Source organism: Actinomadura napierensis (genome assembly GCF_039529375.1).
GTDB classification, from domain to species: domain Bacteria; phylum Actinomycetota; class Actinomycetes; order Streptosporangiales; family Streptosporangiaceae; genus Spirillospora; species Spirillospora napierensis.
Genome location: NZ_BAAAMR010000225.1, coordinates 1 through 5,102, shown reverse-complemented (window position 1 = coordinate 5,102; position 5,102 = coordinate 1). Strand labels below are relative to the sequence as shown.

Annotated in this window: 6 protein-coding genes; 2 read left to right on the top strand and 4 right to left on the bottom strand. The window is 73.8% G+C overall.

Annotation, left to right across the window (positions count from 1 at the left end; translation table 11 throughout):
• Nucleotides 1-122 precede the first annotated feature (122 nt).
• From ABD296_RS48810 to ABD296_RS48795, 4 genes are all read right to left on the bottom strand, one after another.
• A complete protein-coding gene (locus ABD296_RS48810) occupies nucleotides 123-689 on the bottom strand; it encodes a TIGR03086 family metal-binding protein (RefSeq protein WP_344285193.1) in 567 nt (188 codons plus the stop codon).
• A 110-nt stretch (nucleotides 690-799) separates the two neighbouring features.
• Nucleotides 800-1,450, bottom strand: a complete 651-nt coding sequence (locus ABD296_RS48805; RefSeq protein WP_344285190.1) for a DUF305 domain-containing protein — start codon at nucleotides 1,448-1,450, stop codon at nucleotides 800-802.
• Nucleotides 1,447-2,070 carry a DUF3105 domain-containing protein gene (locus tag ABD296_RS48800; protein ID WP_344285187.1) on the bottom strand — a complete coding sequence of 208 codons (624 nt, stop codon included), beginning with the start codon at nucleotides 2,068-2,070 and terminating at the stop codon, nucleotides 1,447-1,449. Before ABD296_RS48800 ends, ABD296_RS48805 begins: the two co-directional genes overlap by 4 nt.
• Before the next feature lie 102 nt (nucleotides 2,071-2,172).
• Nucleotides 2,173-2,634 carry a hypothetical protein gene (locus ABD296_RS48795; RefSeq protein WP_344285184.1) on the bottom strand — a complete coding sequence of 154 codons (462 nt, stop codon included), beginning with the start codon at nucleotides 2,632-2,634 and terminating at the stop codon, nucleotides 2,173-2,175.
• 142 nt (nucleotides 2,635-2,776) lie between these two features.
• Here ABD296_RS48795 and ABD296_RS48790 point away from each other — a divergent pair, with 142 nt between their 5' ends.
• Nucleotides 2,777-3,571, top strand: coding sequence for a phosphatase PAP2 family protein (locus ABD296_RS48790; RefSeq protein WP_344285181.1), 795 nt, complete (start codon nucleotides 2,777-2,779; stop codon nucleotides 3,569-3,571).
• A gap of 104 nt (nucleotides 3,572-3,675) precedes the next feature.
• The gene (locus ABD296_RS48785) at nucleotides 3,676-4,977 is read left to right on the top strand and encodes a replication-associated recombination protein A (RefSeq protein WP_344285196.1); all 1,302 of its coding nucleotides are present in this window, start codon (nucleotides 3,676-3,678) and stop codon (nucleotides 4,975-4,977) included.
• The last annotated feature ends 125 nt before the right edge of the window (nucleotides 4,978-5,102 follow it).

Here is a 5,102-nt window from a genome sequence, read left to right as displayed (position 1 = left end):
CCCCCCGTCGGGCAGGCCCGCTCCGCTCGCTGGCGCTCGCTCCGCGTGCCTGCCCGTGGCCTGTGGCTTGGGTTCGGTCTTCCGTTGGGCCGGTCAGCCGGGATCCCGTAGGGCTGGACGCTTCAGGTGATCGGCCTTCCGAGGAAGGCCAGGAGGCGGGTCTGCTCGTCGGCGCCCTGGGGGGCGGGGAGCTGGGGGGCGAGCCGGCCCGCCGTGCGCAGGTCGGCGGCGATCATGTGGGCCGTGGCGAAGGCGTGGTGGACGAGGTCGGGGTCCAGGCGGGACGGCTGGCCGGTGGCGCGGGCCAGGTCCCAGGCGTGCACCAGCGGCTCCAGGATGTAGCCCTCCAGGAAGTCGCCCAGCGGCAGCCGGCCGAGGGCCCCGACCGGGACCGGGCGGCTCAGCCCGTCCGGGGTCAGCGCGGCGGCGGCCTCCTTGCGGGCCGTGCGCCACGCCGCCGGCGCGTCCCCGGCCGCGAACCGCGCCGGGTCGGTGGTGACGTCCGGCTCGGGCTCCCCGGTCGCCAGCGACCGGACCAGGTACTGGCCGCCGATGACGTGGCCGGCGACGTCCCGGGCCGTCCAGCCGGCGCAGGGGGAGGGGGCGTCCCAGCCGTCCTGGGGGACGCCGGCCAGCAGACCTTCGAACAGGTCCAGAGCCCGGTGGTAGCCGCTGAGGTTGTGAGCCATGGTGGTCAGTGACCCGCGATCGGACCGCGCTGTCAAGCGCTATCGCGAAGGTCGTCCGGACGGCGTGCGCGGACCCGGCGGGCGGCGCGGCCACGCCGCCCGCCGGGCGGTCAGGCCGGCGGGGCGCCGCGCTCCCGGAGCATCGCGTTCATCTGCGTGATCTCCGAGAGCTGCCCGCTGACCATCGTCCGGGCGAGCCGCCGGACCTGGTCGCGGCCGGTCCGGTCGAGGACGGCGCGGGCCATGTCCACGCCGCCGCGGTGGTGCGCGGTCATCAGCCGGAGGAACAGCACCTGGGCGTCCTTGCCGGACGCCTTGCGCAGTTCGGCCAGCTGCGCGTCGGTCGCCATCCCGGGCATGGTGGCGCCGGTCGCGGGGGCCGGCATGGCCATCCCCGAGTGGCCGGACATCCAGCGCATCGGGCCGGCCGGGTCGGTCTTGGGCAGGCCCCACTGGTCGAGCCAGGCCGTCATCATGCCGATCTGCGCCGACTGCGTGTTGATGATGTCGTAGGCCAGCAGCCGGACGGCCGGGTCGGACGTGCGGTCCCGGACGATGAACGACATCTCCACGGCCTGCGCGTGGTGGGCGCTCATGTCGCGGGCGAATCCGGCCTCCGGCCCGTCGGCGGCCGGTTCGCCCGACTTCCAGGCCGTCGTGCCGAGCAGCGTCGCTGCGGCGAGCAGCACCAGGGCGGCGATGGCGACCGTGATGCGGCGGCCGCGGGGCCGGGCGCGGTCGTCCGGCAGGGGGCCGGTCACGGGGTGTCCTTGGCGCCGTCGCAGGCGGCGCCCGGCTCGGGGGTCTGGGGTCCCTTGACGAACGCGCGCAGGAACCGGTCGACGCGCGCGTCCCCGGCGTCCTGGAGCTTGAGCTGGTGGCCCCACGCGGTGAGCGCGATCGGCGCGTCCAGCGTCGGGTACGGGCTCAGGAACGTGTAGTCGGTCCGCTCGACCTTGGCCTTGAGGGCGTCCAACTGGGCGGTCGGCAGGCCGGGGCGGTAGGTGATCCAGACGGCGCCGTGCTCCAGGGAGTGGACGGCGTTCTCGTTGCGCAGCGCCTGGTCGTAGACGCGGCCGTCGCAGTTCTGCCAGACGGGGTCGTGGTCGCCGCCCATGGGCGGGTTCCCGTCGTAGCTGACCGTTCCGGAGACGTGGTTGCGGCTCAGGCCGTCCTTCACGACCACGCCCTTGATGGACGAGGCGCCGTCGGCGGACGACGGCCTGGACTGCACGAACGCGTAGCCGATGGCGACGACCGCGACCAGGCCGATGACGGTGAAGAAGGCGATGCCGCCCCACGGGACCTGACGCTGCGTCAGGGCGTTCTTCTTCCGGGCGTTCTTCTTGCGGGCTTGCTGGTTCCGCGCGCTCTTGGACATAGAGCGGTCCTCTCAGGGGTCTCAACGGATGTACGGACGCGACGGCCCGCGCCGGCGCGGACATGCGCGCACGGCGGTGCCGTTGGCCTTACGGCCGGTCCGTCACAGCCGGAGGACCTGGAGGGAGGCCAGGGAAACGGGGGAGAGGACGCCGCCGGGCGGCGGCGCGGGCGCCCGGCCGGAGCGGGCGGGCAGGCGCAGCAGCGCGCGGCGCCCCCCGGTGAGCCCCAGCAGCATGAGCGCGAACAGCACGGCCAGGCAGAGACAGGCGTCCGCGGGAGCCAGCGGAGGAAGCCTCAGCGGCGCGCTGAGAGACGTCCCCGCGGAGCCGTGATGGCCCGGAACTCCATGGGCCGACAGAGCAGGGCCGGGATGGCCATGGGCGCCGTGGTGCATCGCGGCGGCGACCCCGGCGGGCACGCTCATCCCGTTCTCGATGCAGACCCGGTCGGGCGGCGCGTGCCCCAAGCCGTAGCTGAAGACGAGCCCGGCCACGACGAACAGCGCCACGAGCAGACCCGCCTGCCCATGGCGCCGGCGGTGGGCCGTACCGGACACCGTCACGCTCCTGATTGTGCCTTCTCTCGGCACGTGACAACGACGTGGCGAGACGACGGGTTCCCGGCCCGTCTCGGACTCCAGGCGGAGACCGATACCCTCCTGTCGTATCAGGCGAGCCGCGCCGGGCGGCTGGATGATGAACCCCATGCGGCGTTCACGGGGTACGGAGGCGATTCTGCGACGCGACACGACCGGCCGCCGCCCAGTGGTGGCGACCGTGCTGCAGGTCCTGCTGATGGGCGTGGTGATCGGGGCCTACGAGCTGGGCCGCCATTTCGCCGACGGCCGTCCGTCCGATGCGTTCGCGCACGCCCGGTGGCTGTGGGACCTGGAGCGCACGCTGCATCTGCCGGACGAGTCGGCGTTCCAGAAGTGGTCGCTCGGCTGGGACGGCTGGGTGCGCGCCGCGAACGAGTACTACGTCCGGGTGCACTTCCCGGCGATTGTGCTGTTCATGGGATGGATGTGGTTCCGGCACCGGGAGGGCTGGCCGCGCGTCCGGGTCGTGATCGCGGTCACGGCGGCTGCGGCGCTGGCGCTCCACTTCGCCTTCCCGCTGGCACCGCCCCGCATGCTGCCCGGGCACGGCTTCATCGACCTGATGAACGTGTACGGCCCCAGCTCCTACAGCTCCAAGCCGGGGGAGGGCATGGCCAACCAGTTCGCCGCCATGCCGTCGCTGCACGTCGGATGGGCGCTGCTGGTCGCCTGGGGCGCCGTCCACTACGGCCGGGGCCGCTGGCGGTTCATCATGATCGCCCATCCCATCCTCACGTTCCTCATCGTGGTCGTCACCGCGAACCACTACTGGACGGACGGGATCGTCGGCTGCACCATCGTCGTCGTCACGCTGTGGGCCACGTCCAGGGTTCCGGCGCTGTCGGACCGGAAAACCGAGCGGACGGGAATGTCGCTGCGGCGAGATAGTGTCGGAGCGTGACCAGCAGGGCGGAACCGGACCAGCCGGACGGGCTTTTCGACGATCCGGCCGCCGGCACCGCGAGCCCGTCGCGAGGCCGTGACGGCGGCTCGCCCGCGGCGCCCATGACGGCGGCGGAGGCGGGCCGGCAGCCGCTCGCGGTGCGGATGCGGCCCCGCGCGCTGGACGAGGTCGTCGGCCAGGGCCACCTGCTCGGCCCCGGCACCCCGATCCGGCAGCTCGTCGACCGCGACGTGCCGATGTCGCTGGTGCTGTGGGGCCCGCCCGGCACGGGCAAGACCACCCTCGCCACGGTCGTCAGCCACGTCACCTCGCGCCGGTTCGTGGAGATCTCCGCGGTCAGCGACGGCGTCAAGCGGGTCCGCGCCGAGATCGACCTGGCCCGCCGCGAGCTCGGCATGGCCGGGCGGCAGACCGTGCTGTTCGTCGACGAGGTGCACCGCTTCAACAAGGCCCAGCAGGACGCGCTGCTCCCGGCCGTGGAGAACCGCTGGGTGTCGTTCATCGGCGCCACCACCGAGAACCCGTTCTTCTCCGTGATCAGCCCGCTGCTGTCGCGGTCGCTGCTGCTCACCCTCGAACCGCTCGGCGAGGACGAGCTGCGCGAGGTGATCCGCCGCGCCCTCGCCGACGAGCGCGGCCTGGACGGCGCCGTCGGCCTCGACCCCGCCGCCGAGGACCACCTCGTCCGGCTCGCGGGCGGCGACGCCCGCCGCGCCCTCACCTACCTGGAGGCCGCCTCCCTCGTCGTGGACGACGGCGCGGTGATCGACGCGGACGTGCTGGAGAAGGCCGTCGACCGGGCCGCCGTCCGCTACGACCGCGAGGGCGACCAGCACTACGACGTCATCAGCGCGTTCATCAAGAGCATCCGCGGCAGCGACGTCGACGCGGCGCTGCACTACCTCGCCCGCATGATCGAGGCCGGCGAGGACCCGCGGTTCATCGCGCGGCGCCTGATCGTCCACGCCAGCGAGGACGTCGGCATGGCCGACCCGACCGCGCTGCAGACCGCGGTCGCGGCGGCGCAGGCGGTGGAGTTCGTCGGGCTGCCCGAGGCGCGGATCAACCTCGCGCAGGCGGTGATCCACCTGTCGCTGGCGCCCAAGTCCAACGCCGTGATCATGGCGGTGGACGGGGCGCTCGGCGACGTCCGCAAGGGCCTGGCCGGACCCGTCCCCGGACATTTGCGGGACGCGCACTACAAGGGCGCCGCGAAGATCGGCCACGGGCAGGGCTACAAGTACGCCCACGACCATCCCGGCGGCGTCGTCCGGCAGCAGTACGCGCCCGACTCGGTCGACGGCCGCGAGTACTACCGGCCGACCCGGCACGGCGCCGAGTCCCGCTTCACCGAGGTCCTCGCCCGGATCCGCTCGGTGCTGCGCGGCGCCCCCGACCGGTGAGCCCGGCCGATGAAGATCGATCTTCCGGTGCCGTGCTCCGGGCATCGGCGGCGCGGGCCCGCTACTCTGCCGGGAACGGCCCCGGGCGCGGTCCCGGCGCGCCGGCCGCCCGGCCGGCGCCCGCC